Consider the following 24,381-nt stretch of genomic DNA (forward strand, 5'->3'; position numbering starts at 1 on the left):
ACCCTCCGCCGCGCGAGCGCACGCACCGGTCGCCGCGGGGCCCGCCCTTCGGGCGGACGGCGCCACTCTCGCCCCGCGCCTCTGCGGCGAGCCGCCTCACCCCGCCGCGCCGTCCGCCCCGTCCGGGTGCGCCGGGGGCGTGGCGGCGGGCGTTGGTCAGGGCCTCCTGGACGATCCGGTAGACGGCGTGCCCGACGTCCGCCGGGCACCCGTCCACCTCCAGGCGGACGGCCACCGCGCCCGCCGGACCGAGGAGTTCGTGGAGCCGGTCGAGCCCGGGGCCGAGGTGGTGGACGGTGTCCCGCAGGTCGGCGGCGGCCCGGCGGCTGAGCTCGCCCAGGGCCTCGGCCTGCCTCCGGTACTCGTCACAGCCGGCGGCCGAGGCGAGTTCGGCGCAGCGCAGGCTGATCAGGCTGAGGTGGTGGGCGGCGGTGTCGTGGACGTTGCGGGCCAGCCGCTCCCGCTCGCGCAGGGCCGCCTGTTCGGCGGCGTGGCGGCGTTCGCGCTCCTGGGAGAGGGCGAGTTCGCCGAGGCGGGCCGCGAGTTCGCGGCGGGCCCGGGCGAGCCGGCCCAGGGCGGCGGGGGCGACGGCGAGCAGCCCGGAGAGCAGGACGCCCAGCACGGTCTCCGGCACCGTCCACACGTAGTCGCCCAGACCGCGCCACGGCACGAAGGACACCACGGCGACCGCCGCGGCCCCCGTCGCCGCGACCCGGCGGGACCGCTCGGAGGCGGCGAGCGCGTGCAGCGCGGCCATCGCGGGCAGCCACAGCTCGCCGGTGGTGAGCGTGGGCAGCGCCAGCAGCAGCACGCTCCGGGGGAAGCGCCACCGCAGCGGCAGCAGACAGGCGACGACGAGGGCCGTCGGCAGCATCCAGCCGGTCAGCGCGACACGGGTCGCCAGCGCCTCGGCGACGGACGCGGCGACCACGAGCGCCTCCACGGCGTACGCCCGCCCGCCACGCGGCCGGAACCGGGGCTCGCCGGCGCCGGGCACCGGGGCGGACCGCGCCCCGGCGGGCGGGCGGCTCACGGCGCGGCCGCCCGGTGGACGGTGGCGGCGAGCGCGACACGGCTGTCGACGCCGAGCTTGCGCTTCATCGCGCCGATGTGGGTCTTCACGGTGGTCACGCCCATGCCGAGGCAGGCGGCGATGTCCGCGTTCGGCAGGCCGGCCGCGATCAGCGTGAGCACCTCGCGCTCGCGGTCGGTGAGGACGTCGAGCCGTCCGGGGTCGGCGGGCGGGGGCGCGGCGCGGGTCCTGGACGTCCAGCCCGCGAGTACGGCGGCGCTGCCGGGCGGGGTGCAGACCACCCCGCCCGCGGCGAGCAGCCGCACGGCGTCGGTGAACATCCGGGGCTCCATGGTCTTGAGCAGGAAGCCGGACGCGCCCTGCCGCAGGGCGTCCTCCAGGTGGGCGGCGGTGTCGAGGGCGGTGAGCATGGCGACGGGGGGCGGGTGCGGCAGGGCGCGCAGTGCGGGCAGCACGACGCCGAGGCCGTGCGCGCCCGGCATGTCGACGTCCAGCAGCACGAGGTCGGGGGCGAGTTCCCGGACCGCGTCGACGGCCTCGGGGCCGTCGCAGGCCCCCACGACGTGGAGCAGTTCGTCGTGGTCGAGGACGCGCCGCAGCGCGGCACGCACGAGTTCCTCGTCGTCGACGACGAGGACCCGCACCGGCCTCGAGTCGTAGGGCAAAGGTCGTCCTGTGGTCGGAATCCTCGGAGGGCCGCGGCTGCGAACCTGGATGCAGATCCTAGGCCGCCACGAACGGCCGTCCGGATCGCCCGGGGCCACTCGACCAGACCCCGGGCACCGCGCGCACCCCCGGATGCCGTTCCGGCCGCCGGGCCGACCGACGAGAGGAACGGGTCCAGTGAGCGCCGAGGTCCGTGCCGAGGAGGAACCGCCGGGCGGCGACACGCCGCCCGGCGCGGCCCGCGGGCCCGCCCGATGGGCACGTGCCCCGCGCGGCGAGCGCATGCTGTGGATCGCCGCCGGGGCCGTGCTGATCCTGGGCACCCTGGCGATGCTTCTCGGCATCCGCCACTGGGCGTCCGACTTCACCACCGGAACCCGTTACGGGGTCGGGCTGGCCATGCGCGGCGCGATGTTCCTGATGCTGTTGGGCGGGACGTACTGCGTGGTGCGCGGCAGCTGGCGCGACCACGACGGGTCCGGGCGGTAGCGCCCTCCCGTCCCGGAACGGGGGCGCCGCCCCGTCCCGGGCTGCGCCGGCCCGTTCGAGGAGCGGGCCCGTGGCGCGGACATCGCCCCCGTACCGGGCCCGACCCGACCCGGTGACGCGGCGAACGGGCGTGACAGGCGCCCGGGCACGTTCGCACCACGCCCTGGAGACGGCCCCGCCGGCACGGGAGGCCGTCCGTCCCCGGAGGAGACCCGAAGCGGTCCGGGTCTCCCCGGCGGTCCGGTCCGTGCGGAGCGGCGGCTCCGCACGGACCGGAGACCGGTAGCCGCCCCGGGCGGTCCCTCGCGGCGTCCCCCATGCGCCACGATGCTCCGCCCGGGGCCACCGGCCCGCTGCCGGACGGCCGCCCCGCGCCGTACCGGCCCGGACCGGCCCGGCCCGCCCTCACGCCGGCCGCCGTCACGCCGTCACGCCGTCACGCCGTCACGCCGAACGTCTCACGCAGGGACGTCGAGCCCCGCCGCGTGGAGCAGGTACGCCGTCATCGGGTCGTAGAAGCGCGGGTCGGTGACGTGGTCGTCGAGCGGGACGGTCACCTGGAGGGTGCCCTCGGCCTCGGCGATGAAGAGGGCGGGGTCGTTGCAGTCCGCGTAGCCGATGGCGTCGAGCCCGCGCTGCCCCGCGCAGCCCGCCCATCCGTGGTCGGCGACCACGAGGTCGGGCAGCGGGGTGCCCTGGTGCTCGAAGCAGTCCAGGATGGCGGCCATCGGCGCGGGCGAGTGGGTGTGCCAGAGGGTCGCGCCGCGCTCCAGCATCGCGACGTCGGCGAACTGGAAGACCATGCCCTCGTCCGCGAAGAGCCCGCCCGGGATGCGGACGATCTCGCAGCCGGCCGTGCGGAGCGCCGCCGCGGTCTGCCGGTGCACGTCCAGCAGCCCGCCGGGGTGACCGGTCGCGAAGAGCACGCGCTCCCCGCCCGCGGCGGCCTTGCGCAGCCGTGCGGCCATGCGCTCCAGTGCGTCGACCGTCAGCTCGGGGTCGATGGTGTCCTGGCCCTGCCGGTGGGAGGGGTCGTCGTTGACACCGCAGCGTTCGGCCATGACGGCGAGCACGTCCTGCTCGTCGGTCCAGCGGTCGCCGAGCTCCAGGCCGAGCCAGTAGTGCCGGTCACCGTTGGCGAGCTTGCGGTAGTGGGAGAGGTTGTTGTCGCGCGGCGTGGCGACGTCTCCGGCGATACGTGAGCGGACGAGGTGGTCGACGAGGGCGGCACGGCTGGGTATCGGCATGAGCCCATTGTGCCGTGGGGTGCGCGGAGCGTGTGCACCGTCTTACGCGATGGACACGGCCGGCCGCCGCCCCGGAGGCGCCGGCGCCCGCGGCCCCCGGGCCCCGCGCCGGCGCCCGGAGGCCCCCGCGCTACACCGCGGCCCGCACCGGCACGTCCGGTGTGCCGAGGGAGGCGAAGGCGCCGTGGGCGAGGCGGCGCAGCAGTTCCTCGGTGCCGGAGCGGCCGAGCGGGCCCGAGCCGTTGACCCCCATATGGGGGGTCGAGTTCAGCAGGCCGAAGACGGCGTGGACGGCCGCCCGCGCCTCGGACTCGGCGACCTCGGGGTGCAGCTCACGCACGACGGCGACCCAGAGCTCGACGTACTGGCGCTGGAGCTGGCGCACCCGGCGCCGGTCGGCGTCCCGCAGGCGGTCGAGTTCCCGGTCGTGCAGGGTGATCAGCGGGCGGTCGTTGAGCGCGAAGTCGATGTGCCCGTCGATGAGCGCCGCGAGCAGCGCCCCGCAGTCGCCGCCCGTCTCCGCCACCCGGCGCTGCCCACCGCTGAGGAGGCGTTCGCTGATGCCCACGAGCAGCTCGGCCAGCATCGCGTCCTTGCCGGGGAAGTGCCGGTACAGCCCGGGGCCGCTGATGCCCACCGCGGCGCCTATCTCGTCCACGCCGACACCGTGGAAGCCGCGCTCGGCGAAGAGGCGCGCGGCCTCCTTGAGGATCTGCTCGCGGCGCGTGGGTGCCGAGGTCCTGGTGCTCATGAACATTCATTCTAGACAGGGCGGTTAGCGGTCGTTAACCTGAGCGCAACACGTTAACGCTCATTAACCGAGCAAGGGAGCTCGAGCAATGCAGCAGGCACCAGTGCTGGCGAGCGCCGCGGACCCGGCCTCCGAGGCCTGGCAGACCAACGAGGCGGCCCACCAGGAGCTCGCCGACGGTCTGCGGTCCCGCCTCGCCGCGGCCCGCCTCGGCGGCGGCGAGAAGGCGCGCGCCCGGCACACCGCGCGCGGCAAGCTGCTGCCGAGGGACCGGGTGGACACCCTCCTGGACCCCGGTTCGCCGTTCCTGGAGCTGGCACCGCTCGCCGCCGACGGCATGTACGACGGGCAGGCCCCGGCGGCCGGGGTGATCGCCGGGATCGGCCGGGTCAGCGGCCGCGAGGTGGTCGTCGTCGCCAACGACGCCACGGTCAAGGGCGGCACGTACTACCCGATGACCGTCAAGAAGCACCTGCGCGCGCAGGAGGTCGCCCTGGAGAACCGGCTCCCCTGCGTCTACCTGGTGGATTCCGGCGGCGCCTTCCTCCCGATGCAGGACGAGGTCTTCCCCGACCGGGAGCACTTCGGCCGGATCTTCTACAACCAGGCGCGGATGTCCGGCGCCGGCATCCCCCAGATCGCCGCGGTGCTCGGTTCCTGCACGGCCGGCGGGGCGTACGTGCCGGCGATGAGCGACGAGGCCGTGATCGTGCGCAACCAGGGCACGATCTTCCTCGGCGGCCCCCCGCTGGTGAAGGCCGCCACGGGCGAGGTCGTCACCGCGGAGGAGCTCGGCGGCGGCGAGGTGCACTCCCGGGTCTCCGGTGTCACCGACCATCTCGCCGAGGACGACGCCCACGCGCTGCGCATCGTGCGCACCATCGTCTCCACCCTCCCGGCGCGCGGCCCGCTCCCCTGGTCGGTCGAACCGGCCGAGGAGCCCAAGGTCGACCCGGCGGGTCTGTACGGCGCGGTCCCGGTCGACTCGCGCACGCCGTACGACGTGCGCGAGGTGATCGCCCGGATCACGGACGGCTCCCGGTTCGCCGAGTTCAAGTCGGAGTTCGGCCAGACGCTGGTCACGGGCTTCGCGCGGATCCACGGCCACCCGGTCGGCATCGTCGCCAACAACGGCATCCTGTTCGCCGAGTCCGCCCAGAAGGGCGCGCACTTCATCGAGCTGTGCGACCAGCGCGGCATCCCCCTGCTGTTCCTCCAGAACATCTCCGGCTTCATGGTCGGCAAGGACTACGAGGCCGGCGGCATCGCCAAGCACGGCGCCAAGATGGTCACGGCCGTCGCCTGCACCCGGGTGCCCAAGCTGACGGTCGTCGTCGGCGGCTCGTACGGCGCGGGCAACTACTCGATGTGCGGCCGCGCCTACAGCCCCCGCTTCCTGTGGATGTGGCCGAACGCCAAGATCTCCGTCATGGGCGGCGAGCAGGCCGCCTCCGTGCTGGCCACCGTCAAGCGCGACCAGATCGAGGGCCGCGGCGAGCAGTGGACGGGCGGGGACGAGGAGGCGTTCAAGGCCCCGATCCGCGCCCAGTACGAGACCCAGGGCAACGCCTACTACGCGACGGCCCGGCTGTGGGACGACGGGGTCATCGACCCCATGGACACCCGTCAGGTGCTGGGCCTGGCCCTGACCGCCTGCGCCAACGCGCCGTTGGGCGACGCCGGTTTCGGCGTCTTCCGGATGTGAGGGACCTTCCACGATGACGATGTTCGACACCGTTCTGGTGGCCAACCGCGGCGAGATCGCGGTCCGGGTGATCCGCACCCTGCGGGCCATGGGTGTGCGCTCGGTGGCCGTCTTCAGCGACGCGGACGCCGACGCCCGCCACGTCCGCGAGGCCGACACCGCCGTGCGCATCGGCCCCCCGCCCGCCGCCGAGAGCTACCTGTCCGTGGACCGGCTGCTCGACGCGGCCACCCGCACCGGCGCCCAGGCCGTCCACCCGGGCTACGGCTTCCTCGCGGAGAACGCCGGCTTCGCCGCGGCGTGCGAGGAGGCCGGGCTGGTCTTCATCGGCCCGCCGGCGTCCGCGATCTCGCTCATGGGCGACAAGATCCGGGCGAAGGAGACCGTGCGCGCGGCCGGTGTGCCGGTGGTCCCCGGATCGTCCGGCAGCGGGCTGAGCGACGACGAACTCGCTGCGGCCGCCCGGGAGATCGGCATGCCGGTGCTGCTCAAGCCCTCGGCGGGCGGCGGCGGCAAGGGCATGCGGCTGACCCGGGCCGAGTCGGCGCTGATGGAGGAGATCGCGGCGGCCCGGCGCGAGGCGCGGGCCTCGTTCGGCGACGACACGCTGCTCGTGGAGCGGTGGATCGACCGCCCGCGGCACATCGAGATCCAGGTGCTGGCGGACGGCCACGGCAACGTGGTGCACCTCGGCGAGCGCGAGTGCTCGCTGCAGCGCCGCCACCAGAAGATCATCGAGGAGGCGCCGTCCGTCCTGCTGGACGAGGCGACGCGCGCCGCGATGGGCGAGGCCGCGGTCCAGGCGGCACGTTCCTGCGGTTACCGGGGCGCGGGCACGGTGGAGTTCATCGTGCCGGGCACCGACCCCTCGCAGTACTACTTCATGGAGATGAACACCCGGCTCCAGGTCGAACACCCGGTCACCGAGCTCGTCACCGGGCTGGACCTGGTGGAGTGGCAGCTGCGGGTGGCGGCGGGAGAGCCGCTCGGCTTCACCCAGGACGACATCACGCTGACCGGCCACGCGGTCGAGGCCCGGATCTGCGCCGAGGACCCGTCCCGCGGCTTCCTGCCGTCCGGCGGCACGGTGCTGCGCCTGCGCGAGCCGCAGGGCGACGGTGTGCGCACGGACTCGGGCCTGACCGAGGGCACCGAGGTCGGCAGCCTGTACGACCCGATGCTCTCCAAGGTCATCGCCTACGGTCCGGACCGGGCGACCGCCCTGCGCAGGCTGCGGGCGGCGCTGGCCGACACCGTCACCCTGGGCGTCCCGACCAACGCGGGATTCCTGCGCCGCCTGCTGGCCCACCCCGCGGTGGTGTCGGGCGAGATGGACACCGGGCTGGTCGAGCGCGAGGCGCCGTCGCTGGTCCCGGAGGGCGTCCCGGACGAGGTGTACGAGGCGGCCGCGGCCGCACGGGCCGAGGCCCTCGCACCCCGTCCGGGCGGCTGGACGGACCCGTTCTCGGTGCCGGACGGCTGGCGGATGGGCGGCCGGCCGGCCCCGCTCGCCTTCCCGCTGCGGGTGCCCGGGCACGACCCGGTGACCCGGACCGTGCATCCGGGTGCCGCCCGGCGGGTCGACGAGCACGCGATCTCCGTCGAACTGCACGGCGTCACCCACACCTTCCACCGCGCCGGCTCCTGGCTGGGCCGGGACGGCGACTGCTGGCAGGTCGTGGACCACGACCCGGTGGAGGCGTCCCTGAGCGGGGCGGCGCACGCCGGGGCGGACACCCTCGCGGCGCCGATGCCGGGCACGGTGACCGTCGTCAAGGTCGCCGTCGGCGACGTGGTGGAGGCGGGCCAGAGCCTGCTGGTGGTGGAGGCGATGAAGATGGAGCACGTCATCTCCGCCCCGCACGCGGGCACGGTCGCCGAACTGGACGTGGTCGCCGGTTCGACGGTCGCCATGGACCAGGTGCTGGCCGTCGTCCTCCCCGAGGACGCCGCCGCCGGAACGGCCGCGGGCGGGGAGGAGACGCGATGACGACGCCGCTGCCGATGACCGTGCCCGACCCCGCTCTCCCCGCACGGGTGCGCATCCACGAGGTCGGCCCCCGCGACGGCCTGCAGAACGAGTCCGCCGTCGTGCCGGTGGAGACCAAGGCGGAGTTCGTCCGCCGGCTGGCCGGGGCGGGGCTCACCACGGTCGAGGCGACCAGCTTCGTCCACCCGAAGTGGGTTCCTCAGCTGGCCGACGCCGAGCGGCTGTTCCCGATGGTGCGCGATCTCGCCGGGGTGCGGCTGCCGGTGCTGGTGCCCAACGACCGCGGGCTCGACCGGGCGCTGAGCCTCGGGGCCCGTGAGGTCGCGGTGTTCGCGAGCGCCACCGAGTCCTTCGCCAAGGCCAACCTCAACCGCACGGTCGACGAGGCGCTCGCCATGTTCGAACCGGTGGTGACCCGGGCGGTCGAGCACGGGCTGCGGGTGCGCGGCTATGTCTCGATGTGCTTCGGCGACCCGTGGGAGGGCGCCGTGCCGGTCGGCCAGGTGGCCGGCGTATGCCGCCGGCTGGCGGAGATGGGCTGCGACGAGCTGAGCCTCGGCGACACCATCGGCGTGGCCACGCCGGGCCATGTGGCCGCCCTGCTCACCGCGCTGAACGACGCGGGCGTGCCGACCGCCCGGCTCGCCGTCCACTTCCACGACACCTACGGCCAGGCGCTGTCCAACACCCTCGCCGCGCTGCGCCACGGCGTGTCCGTGGTGGACGCCTCGGCGGGCGGCCTCGGCGGCTGCCCGTACGCGAGGAGCGCCACCGGAAACCTGGCCACCGAGGATCTCGTGTGGATGCTCGACGGCCTCGGCATCGAGACCGGGGTCGACCTCGGCCGGCTCACCGCCACGAGCGTGTGGATGGCCGAACAACTGGGGCGCCCGAGCCCCTCCCGTACCGTCCGCGCCCTCTCCCACAAGGAGTGAACGTCCCCATGTCCCTGGACCACCGGCTCTCCGCCGAGCACGAGGAACTCCGCCGTACGGTCGAGGAGTTCGCGCACGACGTCGTCGCCCCCAAGATCGGCGACTTCTACGAGCGCCACGAGTTCCCCTACGAGATCGTCCGCGAGATGGGCCGCATGGGCCTGTTCGGGCTGCCGTTCCCGGAGGAGTACGGCGGCATGGGCGGCGACTACCTGGCCCTCGGGATCGCCCTGGAGGAACTGGCCCGGGTGGACTCCTCCGTGGCCATCACCCTGGAGGCGGGCGTCTCGCTGGGTGCGATGCCGGTGTTCCGCTTCGGCACCGAGGAGCAGAAGCGCGAGTGGCTGCCGCGGCTGTGCTCCGGCGAGATGCTGGGCGCGTTCGGGCTGACCGAGCCCGACTGCGGTTCCGACGCGGGCGGCACCCGGACGACGGCCGTGCGGGACGGCGACGCGTGGGTGATCAACGGCAGCAAGTGCTTCATCACCAACTCCGGCACCGACATCACGGGCCTGGTCACGGTCACCGCGGTCACCGGCCGCAAGGCGGACGGGCGCCCGGAGATCTCCTCGATCATCGTGCCGTCCGGCACCCCCGGCTTCACGGTGGCGGCGCCCTACTCCAAGGTCGGCTGGAACGCCTCCGACACCCGTGAGCTCTCCTTCTCCGACGTCCGGGTGCCGCTGGCGAACCTGCTCGGCGAGGAGGGCCGCGGGTACGCCCAGTTCCTGCGCATCCTCGACGAGGGCCGCATCGCGATCTCCGCGCTGGCGACCGGTCTCGCGCAGGGCTGTGTCGACGAGTCGGTCCGCTACGCCCGGGAGCGGCACGCCTTCGGGCGGCCGATCGGCGACAACCAGGCCATCCAGTTCAAGATCGCGGACATGGAGATGCGCGCCCACATGGCGCGCGTCGGCTGGCGGGACGCGGCGTCCCGGCTGGTCATGGGCGAGCCGTTCAAGAAGGAGGCCGCGCTGGCGAAGCTGTACTCGTCGACGGTTGCGGTGGACAACGCCCGGGAGGCGACCCAGATCCACGGCGGCTACGGGTTCATGAACGAGTACCCGGTGGCCCGGATGTGGCGCGACTCCAAGATCCTGGAGATCGGCGAGGGCACCAGCGAGGTGCAGCGGATGCTGATCGCGCGGGAGTTGGGCCTCACCGGCTGACGATCGTGCCCGGGCCGGCGGCCCGGGCACCGCCTCGCGCGCGGCCCGGCACGCTGCGGGCCGCGCGCTCCGTCGTGTCCGAAAACATCCGGCACAGGAGCGTTGGCGGAGGGCATTCCCCTGCGGTGCGCCCTCTCACCCAGGGCGCGTGGCCAAGATCACTCCTGGTCAGGCATGTCGTCAGGGGCCCACCCCTGGACACAGACTGAGGTTAGGCTAACCTACGTTCGGACCTGGCCCCCTGGCCGGAACGGCACGTACGAAAGCGGACACCATCATGCCCAACGCCCGAGCTTCCCACCTCACTCGCCGCGGCCTGCTCGCCGCCGGCGGCGCCCTGGGACTGGGCGTCGCCCTCGCCGCGTGCGGCAAGGACGACACGAAGGGCGGCACCGGATCGGACAGGGGAGCCGCCGAGTCGTCGGGTCCCTGGAGCTTCAAGGACGACCGCGGTCTGACCGCGGAGCAGAAGGCCGTCCCGAAGAACATCGTGGCGTTCACCGGCACCGCCGCCGCCCTGTACGACTACGGCATCCAGGTCAAGGGCGTCTTCGGCCCGACCAGGACCGCCGACGGCAAGGCCGATGTGCAGGCCGGCGACATGAACATCGACAAGCTGGAGATCCTCGGCAACGTCTGGGGCGAGTTCAACGTCGAGAAGTACGCGGCCCTCGCGCCCGAGCTGCTCGTCACCGACATGTGGCAGAAGGACGCCCTCTGGTACGTGCCGGACGAGTCCAAGGACAAGATCCTGGGCCTCGCCCCGAGCGTCGCCCTGTGGGCCGCCGAGACCACCATGCCGCAGGCGCTCGCCCGCCGTGCCGAGCTGGCCGAGTCCCTGGGCGCCGACCTGAAGGACAAGAAGGTCACCGACGCCAAGGCCCGCTTCGAGGCCGCGGCCGAGCGCCTGCGCAAGGCCGCGAAGGCCAAGCCCGACCTCACGGTGCTCATCGGCTCCGGCTCGCAGGACCTCTTCTACGTCTCGGTGCCGAAGATGTCCGCCGACACGCTCTACTTCCAGGAGCTGGGCGTGAAGTTCGTCGAGCCGAAGGCGAACGCGCAGGGCTTCTTCGAGGAGCTCAGCTGGGAGAACGTCGGCAAGTACAAGGCCGACCTGATCATCCTCGACAACCGCACCGGCACCCTGCAGGACGCCGACCTCAAGAAGGCGAAGCCCACCTGGGCGCAGCTGCCCGCCGTCAAGGCCGGCCAGGTCGCGGCCCGGGTCACCGAGCCCGTCTACTCCTACGCCAAGTGCGCGCCGCTGCTGGAGGACCTGGCCGAGGCGATCGAGAACGCGAAGAAGGTCTCCTGACCATGACGACGCAGGCCGAGACCGCCCCGTTCCGCTTCTTCGGCCTCGAGGTCGTCCGGACCCGGCGGCTCGGCCCCTCGCTGGTCCGGGTCACCTTCACCGGGGAGGACATGGCCGGCTTCGCGGCGGGCGGCCGGGACCAGTCCCTGTCGCTGTTCCTCCCCCACCCCGGGCAGCCGGCGCCGGTCGTCCCGACGGACGCGGGCGACCTGTACGCGGTCCTGGGGGCCTGGCGCGCCCTGCCCGACGACGAGCGCGCGGTGATGCGCTCGTACACCGTCCGCGAGCAGCGGCCCGCGGACGGCGAGTTGGACATCGACTTCGCCGTGCACGAGGACGGCGGCCCGGCCTGCCGCTGGGCGCTCGCCGCCGAGCCCGGCCACCGGGTGACGGTGCTGGGCCCGGCGGTCGCCGACAACACGGCGGTGCGCTTCCGGCCGCCCGAGGACACCGGCTGGGTGCTGCTGTGGGGCGACGAGACGGCCCTGCCGGCCGCGGCGGCGATCCTGGAGTGGCTGCCGCAGGGCATGCGCGCCAAGGTGTGGCTGGAGGTGCCGCACGCGGACGACCGGCTGGAGCTGGTGACCCGCGCCGACGCGGAGATCACCTGGCTCGTCCGGGACCGGGGAGCGCCGTCCGCCCTCGCGGCGGTGTCCGCCGCCGAGCTGCCCGACGGCGTGCCCTACGCCTGGATCGCCGGTGAGTCGGGCAGCGTGAAGGCGCTGCGCCGGCACCTGGTGAACGACCGCGGGATCGACCGTCGGCGCGTCACCTTCGTCGGGTACTGGAAGCAGGGCCTGAGCGAGGACGGTCTGCGCGAGCAGCCGTCCGAGTGACCGCCGTACGCCTCGGCGGCGTACCCCCGGCCGGCCTCACCCACGGGTGCGGCGGGCCGGGCGGCGCCGCGTCGGCGGCGACGACAGCCTCGTGGGGAAACGGACTTGACCGGAGGCCGGATGTGTGAACAACGGCACAGCCGGGTCCTCGCCCCCTCGATGAGGCGAGAGCCAAGTTAGGTTAGGCTTACCTAAGTTCATTCGCCTCTTCTCCCTCTCTGTCCCCAGAGGCGATCACGTCCCCGCACCCAGGAGGGCATTGCATGCGCTCGCACCTGCTCAACGACACGACGGCGGAGCACTACCGGCGCTCCGTGACCGAAGGGGTCGAGCGCGTCGCAGCCAAACTCGCCTCCACCCGGCGCCCGTTCACCGGCGTCACCCCCGACCGGCTCGCCCCGGTCATCGACGCGGTCGACCTGGACACACCGCTCGCGGACGCCTCCGCCGCCCTCGACGAGCTGGAGGACGTGTACCTGCGCGACGCGGTCTACTTCCACAGCCCGCGCTACCTCGCCCACCTCAACTGCCCCGTCGTCATCCCGGCCGTGCTCGGCGAGGCGGTCCTCTCCGCCGTCAACTCCTCCCTGGACACCTGGGACCAGAGCGCCGGCGGCACCCTGATCGAGCGCAAGCTCATCGACTGGACGTGCGCCCGCGCCGGTCTCGGCCCCGCCGCCGACGGCGTCTTCACCTCCGGCGGCACCCAGTCCAACCTCCAGGCGCTGCTGCTCGCCCGCCAGGAGGCCAAGACCACCGACCTCGCGAAACTGCGCATCTTCGCCTCGGAGTGCAGCCACTTCAGCGTCCAGAAGTCCGCCACCCTGCTGGGCCTCGGCCCCGACGCCGTCGTCGCCGTCCCGGTCGACCGCGCCAAGCGCATGCAGACCGTCGCCCTCGAGACCGAGCTCATGGGCTGCGTCAGCGAGGGCCTGGTGCCCATGGCGATCGTCGCGACCGCCGGCACCACCGACTTCGGCTCCATCGACCCGCTCCCCGAGATCGCCGCGCTCGCCCGGCAGTACGAGACCTGGATGCACGTGGACGCCGCCTACGGCTGCGGGCTCCTGGTCTCTCCCACCCGGCGCCGGCTCCTCGACGGCATCGAGCAGGCCGACTCCGTGACGGTCGACTTCCACAAGTCCTTCTTCCAGCCCGTCAGTTCGTCCGCCCTGCTGGTCAAGGACCGGGCCACGCTGCGCCACGCGACCTACCACGCCGAGTACCTCAACCCGCGTCGCACCCTCGAGGAGAAGATCCCGAACCAGGTCGACAAGTCCCTCCAGACCACCCGCCGCTTCGACGCGCTCAAGCTGTGGATGACGCTGCGGGTGATGGGCGCCGACGGGGTCGGCGGGCTCTTCGACGAGGTGTGCGACCTCGCGGCCGCCGGCTGGGAGCTGCTCGCCGCCGACCCGCGCTACGACGTCGTCGTCCAGCCCCAGCTGTCCACCCTGGTCTACCGCTACATCCCGGAGTCCGTGACCAGCCCGGTCCTGATCGACCAGGCCAACCTGCACGCCCGCAAGGCCCTGTTCGCCTCGGGCGAGGCCGTGGTCGCGGGCACCAAGGTGGCGGGCCGGCAGTACCTGAAGTTCACGCTCCTCAACCCCGAGACCACGACCGGTGACATCGCCGCCGTGCTCGACCTGATAGCCGGCCACGCCGAGCAGTTCCTTGGAGAGAACCTTGTCCACGCTTCCTGACGCCCGTGGGACGCACCCCCGCGAGACGTACGACTTCATCGGGATCGGGCTCGGCCCCTTCAATCTCGGCCTCGCCTGCCTGACCGAGCCGATCGACACGCTGAACGGCCTGTTCCTGGAGTCCAAGCCGGACTTCGAGTGGCACTCGGGCATGTTCCTCGACGGCGCCCACCTCCAGACGCCGTTCATGTCGGACCTGGTCACGCTGGCCGACCCCACCTCGCCGTACTCCTTCCTCAACTACCTGAAGGAGAAGGGCCGGCTGTACTCGTTCTACATCCGCGAGAACTTCTATCCGCTGCGCGTCGAGTACAACGACTACTGCCGCTGGGCCGCGGCCAAGCTGAGCAGCATCCGCTTCGGCACGACCGTCACCTCCGTCGAGTACGACACCGAGGGCGAGGTGTACGTGGTGCGCACCGCCGACGACGCATTCACGGCACGCCGCATCGTGCTCGGCACCGGCACCCCGCCGTACCTGCCCGAGTCCTGCCGTGGCGTGGGCGGCGACCTGCTGCACAACTCGCGGTACATGGAGCACAAGGAGTCGCTCCAGAAGAAGGAGTCCATCACCCTGGTCGGCAGCGGCCAGAGCGCGGCGGAGATCTACTACGACCTGCTGTCGGAGATCGACGTCCACGGCTACCGGCTGAACTGGGTCACCCGCTCCCCGCGCTTCTTCCCGCTGGAGTACACCAAGCTCACGCTGGAGATGACCTCCCCGGAGTACATCGACTACTTCCACGCGCTCCCGGAGACGACCCGCTACCGGCTGGAGACGCAGCAGAAGGGCCTCTTCAAGGGCATCGACTCGGAGCTGATCGACGCGATCTTCGACCTGCTCTACCAGAAGAACCTCTCCGGCCCGGTGTCCACCCGCCTGCTCACCAACTCCGCCCTGCACACGGTGGCGTACGAGAACGGCACGTACACCCTCGGCCTGCGGCAGGAGGAGCAGGGCAAGGACTACACGCTCGACACCCAGGGCCTGGTCCTGGCCACCGGCTACCGGTACGCCACCCCGGACTTCCTGAAGCCGGTCGCCGACCGCATCCGGCTCGACGGCCGAGGACGCTTCGACGTGGCCCGCAACTACTCGATCGACACCGCCGGCCGGGAGATCTTCCTCCAGAACGCCGGGGTGCACACCCACTCGATCACCTCGCCCGACCTGGGCATGGGCCCGTACCGCAACGCGTACATCATCCGCGAGCTGCTCGGCAGCGAGTACTACGCCGTGGAGAAGTCCATCGCCTTCCAGGAGTTCGCCGTATGAGCACCGCCGCCCCCGGCGCCTTCACCGTCCGGCCGCTCGACCCGCTGGCCGACGCGGAGCTGCTGCACCGATGGGTCACCCACCCGAAAGCGGCGTTCTGGATGATGCAGGACGCCAAACTGGAGGACGTCGAGCGCGAGTACATGCGCATCGCCGCCCATGAGCACCACCACGCCTTCATCGGCCTCCACGACGGCGAGCCGGCCTTCCTGATGGAGAGCTACGACCCCCGGTACGTGGAGCTCACCGGTCTGTACGAGCCCGAGCCCGGGGACGTCGGCATGCACTTCCTGGTGGCGCCCACCGACACGCCCGTGCACGGATTCACCCGGGCCGTGATCACCGCGGTGATGCGCGAGCTCTTCGCCGACCCCGCCGCACGGCGGGTCGTCGTCGAGCCCGACGTCTCCAACACGGCCGTCCACCGGCTCAACGAGGCCGTCGGATTCGTCGCCGCCGACAAGATCGTCAAACCCGAGAAGGAGGCACTGCTGAGTTTCTGCACCCGCGAACAGTTCGCCGCCGCCACGGGAGTCGCCGTATGAACCCTGTCGCCCACCTCACGCCCGCCCGCTGGGCCGACGCCAACCGCCTCCTGGTGCGCAAGGCGCTCGCCGAGTTCACCCACGAGCGGCTGCTGACCCCCGAGCCGGCCGGTGACGGCTGGCGGGTGCTCAGCGACGACGGCGCGACCGAGTACCGCTTCCGTGCCGAGCGCTACGCGCTCGACCACTGGCAGGTGTCGGCCGCCTCGATCACCCGCCACCGCGACGGCGGGGAGCTGCCGCTCGACGCCCTGCAGTTCGTCATCGAGATGCGCGGCGCGCTCGGTCTGAGCGACGAGATCCTGCCGGTCTACCTGGAGGAGATCTCCTCCACGCTCTCCGGCACGGCCTACAAGGCCACGAAGCCCCGGATCACCGCCGCCGAGCTGGCACGGGCGGACTTCCAGGCGATCGAGACGGGGATGACCGAGGGCCATCCCTGCTTCGTCGCCAACAACGGCCGGCTCGGCTTCGGCATCGACGAGTACCACGCCTACGCCCCCGAGGCGGCGTCCGGCATCCACCTGGTGTGGCTCGCCGCCCACCGCGACCGGGCCACCTTCACGGCGGGTGCCGGGATCGAGTACGAGGCGTTCCTGCGCGCCGAGCTCGGCGACGCCACCGTCGACGGCTTCGCCAGGACCCTCGCCGACCAGGGCCTCGCCCTGGACGACTACCTGCTGATGCCCGTCCACCCCTGGCAGTGGTGGAACAAGCTGTCGGTCACCTTCGCCGCCGAGATCGCCCAGCAGCGGCTGGTCTTCCTCGGCACGGGTGACGACACCTATCTCGCGCAGCAGTCGATCCGCACGTTCTTCAACACCAGCGACCCGGCGAAGCACTATGTGAAAACGGCCATGTCCGTGCTCAACATGGGCTTCATGCGCGGTCTCTCGGCCGCCTACATGGAGGCCACGCCCGCCATCAACGACTGGCTGGCCCACCTGATCGACGGGGACGACGTGCTGAAGGCGGCACGCTTCTCGATCATCCGGGAGCGTGCTGCCGTCGGCTACCGGCACCTGGAGTACGAGGCCGCCACCGACCGGTACTCCCCGTACCGCAAGATGCTCGCCGCGCTGTGGCGCGAGAGCCCGGTTCCCACCCTCGGCGAGGGGCAGCGGGTGGCGACCATGGCGTCGCTGCTGCACACCGACCACGAGGGGGCGTCCTTCGCGGGCGCGCTGATCGCCGGCTCCGGGCTGGCTCCGGCCGAATGGCTGCGGGGCTACCTCGACGCCTACCTGCTGCCGGTGCTGCACACCTTCTACGCCTACGACCTGGTGTTCATGCCGCACGGCGAGAACGTGATCCTGGTCCTCGACGAGCGGGGCGCCGTCGACCGCGCGATCTTCAAGGACATCGCCGAGGAGATCGCGGTCATGGACCCGGACGCGGTGCTGCCGCCGGCCGTCGAGCGCATCCGGGTCGACGTGCCGGACGAGACCAAGCTGCTGTCCGTCTTCACCGACGTATTCGACTGCTTCCTGCGCTTCCTCGGCGCGACGCTCGCCGAGGAGGGCGTCCTGGACGAGGAGACCTTCTGGCGCACGGTCGCCGACTGCGTGCGCGGCTACCAGGAGTCCGTGCCGCAGCTGGCGGACAGGTTCGCCCAGTACGACATGTTCGCCGAGGAGTTCGCGCTGTCCTGCCTGAACCGGCTCCAGCTGCGCAACAACCAGCAGATGGTGGACCTCGCCGACCCGTCGGCCGCCCTCCAGTTCGTCGGCACGCTGACGAACCCGATCGCGCGGTTCGCCGCGTAGGGCCTCCCCTCCGGATCCCGGCGGCACGCGTGCCGCGGTCCGGACGGAGGACCCAGCCGGTCTCCCGTGTTCCCGGGCCGCACGGCCCGGGAACACCGGGCGGCCGGGTCCGGCGGGTCACGGTCCCAACCGCCGGACCGGGCACACCCGCCCGCCGTGATCCGGGCGAACGGCCCCCACAGGCCACACCGGCCCAACTGAACCCGCACCAGCGGGCCCCACAGGCCACGGGCGCACCCGGGTACGGTCCCCGGGGGCGCCCGTTCCCTCGCCGGACGGCCCCCCATCCGCCGTGGCGGCGCAGGGCGTCCCCCGGACACCGTCCGGCGCCGGGCGCCGCGCTTCGCCCGCCGCATTCCGGGGGCAGCTCGCCCGCCCCCGCCTCGGGGCCGGGGCGCGTCCGCCCCCGCCCCGGGCCGCGCCCGTGACCCGTCGCCCCCGGGCGAGGCATCGGTGGCCGGCGAGCGTCAGCGGGCCCCGGCGGCGTGCACCCCGTGGAGACCGGCCCGCCCCGCGGTCACTCCCCGGCGCCGGCCCCGGCGCCGGCCGACGCCCACGGCACCTGGGGCGAGCGGTGGTAGCCGATGCCGAGCGCCTCCATCCGGGGCCCCTGGGCGGCGAGGCGCAGCCGGTAGTCCTCCCAGTCGTGCGTCCGGGCCGGCGACCAGCCGAGCTCGGCCACCCCGGGCAGCCGCGGGAACGCCATCCGGTCGATGTCCGCGTCCGAGGAGACGGTCTCCGTCCACAGCGGCGCCTCCACACCGGCGATCGCGCTCTCCGGCGCCCCCGCGAGGTAACCGCCGGGGTCCCAGTCGTAGGAGCGCCGGACCTCGACGTATCCCGCCCAGGAGAGGCCGAGTTCGGTGTTCTCGTCGTACTTCATGTCCAGGTAGGTCCGGTCGGCCGGCGAGAGCACGAGCCGGGTCCCGGCGCGCGCCGCCGCGGCCACCCGCTCCTTCTCCGCCGCGCTCGTGCGGTCGAGACCCCAGTACTGGGCGACGGCTCCCTCGGCGGGCGTCGCCCCCGTCAGCTGGTGCCAGCCCACGACCGTCTTGCCGTGGCGCGCGACCACCGGCTGCACCCGCTCCATGAACGCCACGTAGTCCTCGTGGCTGGTGGAATGGGCCTCGTCGCCGCCGATGTGCAGGTACCGCCCGGGGGTCAGGGCGGCGATCTCCCCGATCACGTCGTCCACGAAGTCGTAGGTGATCTCCTTCGGCACGCACAGCGAACTGAAGCCGACCGCCGTGCCCGTGTAGAGCGGCGGGGCGACACCGTCGCAGGTGAGATCGGCGTAGGACGCGAGGGCCGCGTTGGTGTGGCCCGGCATGTCGATCTCAGGCACGACCTCGATGTGCCGGGCCGCCGCGTAGCGGACGAGGTCGCGGTACTGCGCCTTGGTGTAGTGGCCGCCGGGGCCGCCGCCCACCTCGGTCGAGCCGCCGTACCCGGCGAGCCGCGGCCAGGAGTCGACGGCGATGCGCCAGCCCTGGTCGTCGGAGAGGTGCAGATGCAGCGTGTTGATCTTGTAGAGGGCGATGTGGTCGATGTAGCGCTTGACCTGCGCGGCCTCCAGGAAGTGGCGGGAGACGTCGAGCATCGCCCCGCGCCAGGCGAACCGCGGCGTGTCCGTGACGGTCCCTCCCGCGACCCGCCAGGGGCCCGGCTGCACGGTGTCCCTCTCCACCCGGGACGGCAGCTGCTGGCGCAGCGTCTGCACGCCGCGGAAGAGCCCCGCCTCGCGGTAGGCGGTGAGGGTCAGGCCGCCGGGCGCGGAGTGCAGCCGGTACCCCTCGTCGCCCAGCGCCCGCTCACCCGCGTCGAGCCGCAGCCGGACGGCCCCCGGTGAGGGGCGGTCGGTGACCGGCAGCGCGAAGCCCGTGGAGGGGCGCAGCACCCCGGCGAGCTGTTCGGCGACGGCCCGCGCCTGGCGGGAGCCGTCCGTCGCGATGCGCGTCGAGGACGTCAGCGTGAAGGGGGCACCGGCGGGCTCCACCGAGGCGGGGACGGGGACGATGTGCCCGAGCGGGCGGACGGCGGGCTCGGCCGCCGCCGGGCCCGGTCCCGCGGCGGCCGCGCCGATGGCGCCGGACGCCGTGACGGCGGTCAGGAGCAGCACCGCGCCCAGCAGCCGGGGCAGTCGCCGCAGCCGGGAGGATCGGGACGGACGCGGGGCGCGGACGGTCGGTCTGGGCTGACTCACAGGGTTCCCTTCGACGGGGGCGACATCTGTGCGCAGGGCAACCGGGCCCGCACCATCCGTACCGCGGCCCCCAACCGGGGTCAAGGTGTAGACCACTTGGCGACACGGTCGGTGGAACAATCGCCGTCGTGGCAGAAATCATCCAGAAGGACGGGACCTGGACGTTCGACGGCGACACGGTCCGCATCGTGCCCGGCAACGACAAGAGCGTGAGCAGACTGCGCCGCACCCTCGGCGAGATCGCCGTGCCGCTGCGGGCCGTGGCCGGACTCTCCTACGAGTCCGGCAGGAAGTCGGGACGGCTGAGGCTGCGGCTGCGCGACGGCGCGGACCCCCTGGCGCAGATCACCGGCGGGGCCCTGGACGAGTCCTCCGACCCGTACCGGCTGAAGGTCGACAACGACCGCTCGGGGGTCGCCGAGTACCTCGTGGACGAGGTGCGCACCGCGCTGCTGCTGGAGCAGGTCCCTCCGGGGCCCGCCGACGGCTACCTGCTCCCCGGGCCCGCCGTGCCCATCACCGTCTCCGCCGGGGACGCCACCGTCTCCTTCGACGGGGAACGCATCCGGCTGGAGTGGAAGTGGCAGGCCGAGGAGGCCAAGATCTCGGGCGGTCCGCGCACCCTGGAGCTGGCCGAGGTGAGCGGTGTGGAGTGGATGCCGTCGGCCTCCCTGGAGAACGGCTTCCTGCGGTTCAGCGGCCCGTGGACGGGCCCGGGACGGCAGGAGCCGAAGTACGACCCGTACGCGGTCGAGCTGTGGGGCTTTCGCAACGACCCGCTGATGGCGCTGCTCGGCGCGGCCGTCGTGGCCCGCATACCGCACCCGCGCGCCGCGACGGCCGGGGACGGGCCCGCCGCCCCGGCTCTCCCGCCGGGGGCGGTGGGGGAACCGGCGGCACCGGCGGCCACCGGCCCGTCCGCCACGGCCCCGGACGACGGCGGGCACGACCACGACGCGCTGCTGCGGCGGCTGCGTGAGCTCGGTGAGCTCCGCACGGCCGGGATCCTCACCGACGAGGAGTTCGCCACCGCCAAACAGGCCGTCCTGCGAAGAATGTGACCCGCGCTGCCCGATATCGGGCAGGATTCTTGCAAAGGCGCCTCTCCTCACTCCAATATCTACGGGTGCTCGAACACCGCCCGTCGTCCCACGACGACCTCGTCGACCATCTGGTGCGCAGCACCGCGCTCCAGCGCGGTGAAGCCGCCCGGGTGGTGCTCGACGTGCTGGCGTACTTCGACGAGACGACGGAGGAGTTCGTCCGCCGCCGCCACCGCGAACTCCAGTCGGGCGGCGCGGTGAACGCCGAGATCTTCGAGCGCATCGCGGCCGAACTGCCGCACCGCGCCGTGGCGCCGCCGGAGCTCTCGCTCCGGCAGCTGCGCCGCATGGTCTACGGCTGACCCGCCCGTCGTCCTCGGCGAGCACACCACTGAACTACGGAGGGGCAAGACTCTATGTGCGGAATCGTCGGTTACATCGGCAAGCGTGACGTGGCTCCGCTGCTGCTGGAAGGGCTGCAGCGGCTGGAGTACCGGGGGTACGACTCGGCGGGCGTGGTGATCAACAGCCCCAAGGCCGCCGCGCTCAAGATGGTCAAGGCCAAGGGCCGGGTGCGCGACCTCGAGGCCCGCGTCCCCAAGCGCTTCGCCGGCACCACCGGCATCGCCCACACCCGCTGGGCCACCCACGGCGCCCCGAGCGACCTCAACTCGCACCCGCACCTCGACGCCGACAACAAGGTCGCCGTGGTGCACAACGGCATCGTGGACAACGCGGCCGAGCTGCGCGCGAAGCTGGAGTCCGACGGCATCGTCTTCCTCTCGGAGACCGACACCGAGGTCATCACCCACCTGATCGCCCGCTCCCAGGCCACCACCCTGGAGGAGAAGGTCCGCGAGGCCCTCAAGGTGGTCGAGGGCACGTACGGCATCGCCGTCATGCACGCCGACTTCCCCGACCGCATCGTGGTCGCCCGCAACGGCTCCCCGGTCGTCCTCGGCATCGGCGACAAGGAGATGTTCGTCGCCTCCGACATCGCCGCGCTGGTCACCCACACCCGCCAGATCGTCACCCTCGACGACGGCGAGATGGCCACCCTCAAGGCCGACGACTTCCGCACGTACACGACCTCCGGCGCGACGACCACCGCCACCCCGGAGATCGTGGAGTGGGAGGCCGCCTCCTACGACATGGGCGGCCACGACACGTACATGCACAAGGAGATCAGCGAGCAGCCCGACGCGGTCGACCGTGTGCTGCGCGGCCGCATCGACGACCGGTTCAACACCGTGCACCTGGGCGGGCTGAACCTGGACCCGCGCGAGGCCCGCGGCATCCGCCGGGTGAAGATCCTCGGCTGCGGCACCTCGTACCACGCCGGTCTCATCGGCGCCGGGCTCATCGAGTCCCTGGCCCGCATCCCCGCGGACGCCGAGCCCGCCTCCGAGTTCCGCTACCGCAACCCGGTCGTGGACCCCGACACCCTCTACATCGCCGTCTCCCAGTCCGGTGAGACCTACGACGTCCTCGCGGCCGTCCAGGAGCTCAAGCGCAAGGGCGGCCGGGTCCTCGGCGTCGTGAACGTCGTCGGCTCGGCGATCGCCCGCGAGGCGGACGGCGGCACGTACGTCCACGCCGGCCCCGAGGTCTGCGTCGTCTCCACCAAGTGCTTCACCAACACGGTCGTCGCCTTCGCGCTGATCGCCCTGCACCTCGGCCGCATCCGCGACCTGTCGGTCGCCGAGGGCCGGCGCATCATCGAGGGCCTGCGCAAGCTGCCCGGCCAGATCAGCGAGATCCTGGAGACCGAGGGCGAGATCAAGAAGCTGGCCGAGCAGTACGCGGACGCCAAGTCGATGATGTTCATCGGCCGGGTGCGCGGCTACCCGGTCGCCCTGGAGGCCTCCCTGAAGCTCAAGGAGATCTCCTACATCCACGCCGAGGCCTACCCGGCCTCCGAGCTCAAGCACGGCCCGCTCGCCCTGATCGAGCCCGCGCTGCCGACCGTCGCGATCGTGCCGGACGACGAGCTGCTGGAGAAGAACCGCGCCGCGATGGAGGAGATCAAGGCCCGCTCCGGCCGGATACTGGCCGTCGCCCACCGCGAGCAGGAGAAGGCCGACCACACCATCGTGGTGCCGAAGAACGAGGACGAGCTGGACCCGATCCTGATGGGCATCCCGCTCCAGCTCCTCGCCTACCACACGGCCCTGGCCCTCGGCCGCGACATCGACAAGCCGCGCAACCTGGCGAAGTCCGTCACGGTCGAGTAGCCCGCCGGGGCCGCGATCGGCCGCCGCCGGCGCCGCTCGGAGCGCCCCGGAAGCGAACGACCGGGCACGGAAGAACGCGAGAACGCCCCCTGCCGTCGCAGGGGGCGTTCTCCGTGCCGCCGGCGCGCAACCCCTCACGCCGGCCCTCTGGCCGCTCAGCCGGTGGCCGTCACTCCCCGGCCGGCGGCGCGCCCGGTGAACGCGGGCCACGTGGCGAGCGCCATGGTCGCCCCGTACGGTCCGAGTGCGGGACGGCCGAGGACCGCGTCGATCCGGCCCTCCCCTCGCAGACGCCGTCGACCACGGCGGGCTCCCTTCGTGTCCGTTCGCGTCCGTGCAGCCGTGCCGCACCGTGCTGCCGACTGCTGTGGACCCCGTGACCGACATGTACCCTTCACAAGCGCACAACCAACCTCGTGACAGCACCCGGATCCGCTGGTCTCCAGGGCGGGTTGACGTGACGTCACCCGTGGGGCCGGGCGGCGGCAGCGGGACGGGAGGGACGCTCCGGCGGGCCGCCCCGGGCCGTGCGCGGACGAGCTCCGCGCACGGAGGGACGTGCGATCGGGGACGCGCGAAGGGGAACGAGGCGCGGAGCGCTACGGAATGACGATCACCGGGCGCTTCGCGCGCCGGGCGAGGCGGCCCGCGACGGAGCCGAAGATCCGGCCGACCAGGCCGTGGGTGGAGCCGACCACGATCGCGTCGGCCGAGTACTCCCGGCCGACCTCCTCCAGCTCGTGGCAGATGTCGCCGCCCCGCTCCACGAGGATCCAGGGGACCTCGCTCAGGTAGTCGGCGCAGGCGAGTTCGAGGCCGAGCACCTCGGTGCGGTGGTCGGGGACGTCCACGAAGACGGGGGGCTCGCAGCCCGCCCAGACGGTGGTCGGCAGCCGGTTGGCGACGTGGACGATGATCAGGCCGGAGCCCGACCGGCAGGCCATGCCGATGGCGTAGGCGAGCGCCCGCTCACTGGAGGTCGAGCCGTCGAATCCGACGACGACTCCGTGCTGGAAGGCGGGATCGCAGGAGTGACATGACTCTTCTGCCGCTCGCAGGTCCGACAGGGGGTCGGCGACCTGCTTGCGGTCCGCGGGTTCGGGGATTTCGTGACCGGCCATCGGTGTCTCGGCGAAGAACGTCCTCGTGTGAGGGAATGAAGGTGCGGAGCGGACGGGACGGAGCGGTGTCCGGGAAACGTCTTCCCGGCCTCATACCCCCAAGGGTACGGCGGCACTCCTCTCCTGCCCAGGTCCCGCCGCCTCACGCGGCGGCGTTCCAGGGAGCATGCACGAGCACGCCCCGCCCTGGCAATGGCAGGTGGCCCATGCAGCTGTCCGTCCGCTGTCCGGCGGATGCGCACAGTGACCGGCGGCGGGGGCCGTCGTTGGCCCTTCGTCGGCCAGTCGCCCACCCTCGCGCCCAGGAGCTCCGAGTGTCCGCACGTCAGACCACCCCGGCCGCCCCTGCCC

The 24,381-nt window shown here is 72.8% G+C and carries 20 protein-coding genes; 14 read left to right on the forward strand and 6 right to left on the reverse strand.

Going from position 1 to position 24,381, the window contains the following annotated elements:
- Both EAO77_RS03015 and EAO77_RS03020 read right to left on the reverse strand, forming a co-directional pair.
- Positions 1-1,033 (reverse strand): sensor histidine kinase (locus tag EAO77_RS03015; protein WP_147986584.1); only part of this gene is annotated, 1,033 nt, incomplete at its 3' end.
- Positions 1,030-1,698: a response regulator gene (locus EAO77_RS03020; protein ID WP_261993779.1), complete on the reverse strand. Its 669-nt coding sequence runs from the start codon at positions 1,696-1,698 to the stop codon at positions 1,030-1,032. The genes EAO77_RS03020 and EAO77_RS03015, both read right to left, overlap by 4 nt.
- A 178-nt stretch (positions 1,699-1,876) precedes the next feature.
- Here EAO77_RS03020 and EAO77_RS03025 point away from each other — a divergent pair, with 178 nt between their 5' ends.
- Positions 1,877-2,188: a hypothetical protein gene (locus EAO77_RS03025; RefSeq protein WP_147986585.1), complete on the forward strand. Its 312-nt coding sequence runs from the start codon at positions 1,877-1,879 to the stop codon at positions 2,186-2,188.
- 458 nt (positions 2,189-2,646) lie between these two features.
- Here EAO77_RS03025 and EAO77_RS03030 read toward each other — a convergent pair whose 3' ends face one another.
- Complete coding sequence (locus EAO77_RS03030; protein ID WP_147986586.1) at positions 2,647-3,435, reverse strand: phosphatase; 789 nt, start codon at positions 3,433-3,435, stop codon at positions 2,647-2,649.
- 130 nt (positions 3,436-3,565) lie between these two features.
- Positions 3,566-4,186, reverse strand: a complete 621-nt coding sequence (locus EAO77_RS03035; protein WP_147986587.1) for a TetR/AcrR family transcriptional regulator — start codon at positions 4,184-4,186, stop codon at positions 3,566-3,568.
- Between the two features lie 88 nt (positions 4,187-4,274).
- Here EAO77_RS03035 and EAO77_RS03040 point away from each other — a divergent pair, with 88 nt between their 5' ends.
- The 10 genes from EAO77_RS03040 (at position 4,275) to EAO77_RS03085 (ending at position 17,429) form a co-directional block, all read left to right on the forward strand.
- The gene (locus EAO77_RS03040) at positions 4,275-5,891 is read left to right on the forward strand and encodes a carboxyl transferase domain-containing protein (RefSeq protein ID WP_147986588.1); all 1,617 of its coding nucleotides are present in this window, start codon (positions 4,275-4,277) and stop codon (positions 5,889-5,891) included.
- A gap of 19 nt (positions 5,892-5,910) precedes the next feature.
- Positions 5,911-7,881, forward strand: coding sequence for an acetyl/propionyl/methylcrotonyl-CoA carboxylase subunit alpha (locus EAO77_RS03045; RefSeq protein WP_147988908.1), 1,971 nt, complete (start codon positions 5,911-5,913; stop codon positions 7,879-7,881).
- Positions 7,878-8,816 (forward strand): hydroxymethylglutaryl-CoA lyase, encoded by a 939-nt coding sequence (locus EAO77_RS03050; protein ID WP_147986589.1) that lies wholly within the window; start codon positions 7,878-7,880, stop codon positions 8,814-8,816. The genes EAO77_RS03045 and EAO77_RS03050 overlap by 4 nt, the downstream gene beginning before the upstream one ends.
- Before the next feature lie 8 nt (positions 8,817-8,824).
- The gene (locus tag EAO77_RS03055; RefSeq protein WP_147986590.1) at positions 8,825-9,985 is read left to right on the forward strand and encodes an acyl-CoA dehydrogenase family protein; all 1,161 of its coding nucleotides are present in this window, start codon (positions 8,825-8,827) and stop codon (positions 9,983-9,985) included.
- A gap of 277 nt (positions 9,986-10,262) precedes the next feature.
- Positions 10,263-11,300: an ABC transporter substrate-binding protein gene (locus EAO77_RS03060; RefSeq protein ID WP_147986591.1), complete on the forward strand. Its 1,038-nt coding sequence runs from the start codon at positions 10,263-10,265 to the stop codon at positions 11,298-11,300.
- 2 nt (positions 11,301-11,302) lie between these two features.
- The gene (locus tag EAO77_RS03065) at positions 11,303-12,136 is read left to right on the forward strand and encodes a siderophore-interacting protein (RefSeq protein WP_147986592.1); all 834 of its coding nucleotides are present in this window, start codon (positions 11,303-11,305) and stop codon (positions 12,134-12,136) included.
- A gap of 263 nt (positions 12,137-12,399) precedes the next feature.
- Positions 12,400-13,842 (forward strand): pyridoxal phosphate-dependent decarboxylase family protein, encoded by a 1,443-nt coding sequence (locus EAO77_RS03070; protein ID WP_147986593.1) that lies wholly within the window; start codon positions 12,400-12,402, stop codon positions 13,840-13,842.
- A complete protein-coding gene (locus tag EAO77_RS03075; protein WP_147986594.1) occupies positions 13,826-15,118 on the forward strand; it encodes a lysine N(6)-hydroxylase/L-ornithine N(5)-oxygenase family protein in 1,293 nt (430 codons plus the stop codon). Before EAO77_RS03070 ends, EAO77_RS03075 begins: the two co-directional genes overlap by 17 nt.
- Positions 15,115-15,663 carry a GNAT family N-acetyltransferase gene (locus EAO77_RS03080; RefSeq protein ID WP_147986595.1) on the forward strand — a complete coding sequence of 183 codons (549 nt, stop codon included), beginning with the start codon at positions 15,115-15,117 and terminating at the stop codon, positions 15,661-15,663. The genes EAO77_RS03075 and EAO77_RS03080 overlap by 4 nt, the downstream gene beginning before the upstream one ends.
- The gene (locus EAO77_RS03085) at positions 15,660-17,429 is read left to right on the forward strand and encodes an IucA/IucC family protein (protein ID WP_147986596.1); all 1,770 of its coding nucleotides are present in this window, start codon (positions 15,660-15,662) and stop codon (positions 17,427-17,429) included. Before EAO77_RS03080 ends, EAO77_RS03085 begins: the two co-directional genes overlap by 4 nt.
- A 517-nt stretch (positions 17,430-17,946) precedes the next feature.
- Here EAO77_RS03085 and EAO77_RS03090 read toward each other — a convergent pair.
- Complete coding sequence (locus EAO77_RS03090) at positions 17,947-19,632, reverse strand: beta-N-acetylhexosaminidase (RefSeq protein ID WP_147986597.1); 1,686 nt, start codon at positions 19,630-19,632, stop codon at positions 17,947-17,949.
- Positions 19,633-19,760: 128 nt separating this feature from the next.
- On the opposite strand from EAO77_RS03090, the gene EAO77_RS03095 reads away from it, so the two are divergent.
- From EAO77_RS03095 to glmS, 3 genes are all read left to right on the forward strand, one after another.
- A complete protein-coding gene (locus EAO77_RS03095; protein WP_147986598.1) occupies positions 19,761-20,693 on the forward strand; it encodes a DUF4429 domain-containing protein in 933 nt (310 codons plus the stop codon).
- 65 nt (positions 20,694-20,758) lie between these two features.
- On the forward strand, positions 20,759-21,037 hold the full coding sequence (locus tag EAO77_RS03100) for a hypothetical protein (RefSeq protein ID WP_147986599.1): 279 nt from the start codon (positions 20,759-20,761) through the stop codon (positions 21,035-21,037).
- 54 nt (positions 21,038-21,091) lie between these two features.
- Positions 21,092-22,909 carry a glutamine--fructose-6-phosphate transaminase (isomerizing) gene (glmS, locus tag EAO77_RS03105; protein ID WP_147986600.1) on the forward strand — a complete coding sequence of 606 codons (1,818 nt, stop codon included), beginning with the start codon at positions 21,092-21,094 and terminating at the stop codon, positions 22,907-22,909.
- A gap of 599 nt (positions 22,910-23,508) precedes the next feature.
- On the opposite strand, the gene EAO77_RS03115 is transcribed toward glmS, so the two are convergent.
- Positions 23,509-24,030: a universal stress protein gene (locus EAO77_RS03115; RefSeq protein ID WP_147986602.1), complete on the reverse strand. Its 522-nt coding sequence runs from the start codon at positions 24,028-24,030 to the stop codon at positions 23,509-23,511.
- Between the last annotated feature and the right edge of the window lie 351 nt (positions 24,031-24,381).

Origin of the sequence: Streptomyces sp. T39 (assembly GCF_008042045.1) — a bacterium.
Taxonomy (GTDB): domain Bacteria; phylum Actinomycetota; class Actinomycetes; order Streptomycetales; family Streptomycetaceae; genus Streptomyces.